This window comes from Bacillus sp. VT 712, from assembly GCF_001614195.1.
Taxonomy (GTDB): domain Bacteria; phylum Bacillota; class Bacilli; order Bacillales; family Bacillaceae_H; genus Priestia; species Priestia flexa.
Genome location: NZ_LWBK01000104.1, coordinates 1 through 1,725, shown reverse-complemented (window position 1 = coordinate 1,725; position 1,725 = coordinate 1). Strand labels below are relative to the sequence as shown.

Sequence of the window (1,725 nt, the reverse complement as noted above, 5' to 3'; positions counted from 1 at the left end):
AGATGTCAATCCACAGCTTCGGTGATACGTTTAGCCCCGGTACATTTTCGGCGCAGAGTCACTCGACCAGTGAGCTATTACGCACTCTTTAAATGGTGGCTGCTTCTAAGCCAACATCCTGGTTGTCTAAGCAACTCCACATCCTTTTCCACTTAACGTATACTTGGGGACCTTAGCTGGTGGTCTGGGCTGTTTCCCTTTTGACTACGGATCTTATCACTCGCAGTCTGACTCCCACGGATAAGTCTTTGGCATTCGGAGTTTGACTGAATTCGGTAACCCGTTGGGGGCCCCTAGTCCAATCAGTGCTCTACCTCCAAGACTCTCACAACGTGAGGCTAGCCCTAAAGCTATTTCGGAGAGAACCAGCTATCTCCAGGTTCGATTGGAATTTCTCCGCTACCCACACCTCATCCCCGCACTTTTCAACGTGCGTGGGTTCGGGCCTCCATTCAGTGTTACCTGAACTTCACCCTGGACATGGGTAGATCACCTGGTTTCGGGTCTACAACCACATACTAAACGCCCTATTCAGACTCGCTTTCGCTACGGCTCCGTCTCTTCAACTTAACCTTGCATGGGATCGTAACTCGCCGGTTCATTCTACAAAAGGCACGCCATCACCCATTAACGGGCTCTGACTACTTGTAGGCACACGGTTTCAGGTTCTCTTTCACTCCCCTTCCGGGGTGCTTTTCACCTTTCCCTCACGGTACTGGTTCACTATCGGTCACTAGGGAGTATTTAGCCTTGGGAGATGGTCCTCCCAGCTTCCGACGGAATTTCACGTGTTCCGCCGTACTCAGGATCCACTCAAGAGGGAACGAAGTTTCAACTACAGGGTTGTTACCTTCTTTGACGGGCCTTTCCAGACCTCTTCATTTACCTCGTTCCTTTGTAACTCCGTATAGAGTGTCCTACAACCCCAAGAGGCAAGCCTCTTGGTTTGGGCTAATTCCGTTTCGCTCGCCGCTACTCAGGAAATCGCATTTGCTTTCTCTTCCTCCGGGTACTTAGATGTTTCAGTTCCCCGGGTCTGCCTTCAATATCCTATGTATTCAGATAAAGATACTGCTCCATTACGAACAGTGGGTTTCCCCATTCGGAAATCTCCGGATCAAAGCTTACTTACAGCTCCCCGAAGCATATCGGTGTTAGTCCCGTCCTTCATCGGCTCCTAGTGCCAAGGCATTCACCGTGCGCCCTTTCTAACTTAACCATTAGCGAATAAATGGTGCAACTTGCGTTGCGTTATTTATTGGTTTGATTAAAGAAAAGTTTCACTTTTCCTCAGCTATTACTGTTATCTAGTTTTCAAAGAACAATCGCACTCAAAATTCTCCTTATTAGATAAGAAGAAAGTGATGTACTTTCTATTAAATGAGAGATTGAACTCTCAAAACTGAACAAAGCTTCAAAACGTACGTCTTGTCTAGCTACGGCTCCTAGTCATTCGATCGTTTCACTTTTGTCAACGAAACCAAATAACGGTTTCCCTGTCAAAAGCTCCAACGCTTTTCATGACTAAACAATCGCCTTCGCTTTTCATGTAAAAATCCTTAGAAAGGAGGTGATCCAGCCGCACCTTCCGATACGGCTACCTTGTTACGACTTCACCCCAATCATCTGTCCCACCTTAGGCGGCTGGCTCCATAAAGGTTACCCCACCGACTTCGGGTGTTACAAACTCTCGTGGTGTGACGGGCGGTGTGTACAAGGCCCGGG

Annotated in this window: 2 rRNA genes; both read right to left on the bottom strand. The window is 48.1% G+C overall.

Annotation, left to right across the window (positions count from 1 at the left end):
• A 23S ribosomal RNA gene (locus A2U94_RS20195) occupies positions 1-1,219 on the bottom strand; the annotation flags it as partial.
• 344 nt (positions 1,220-1,563) lie between these two features.
• Positions 1,564-1,725, bottom strand: a 16S ribosomal RNA gene (locus A2U94_RS20190); the annotation flags it as partial.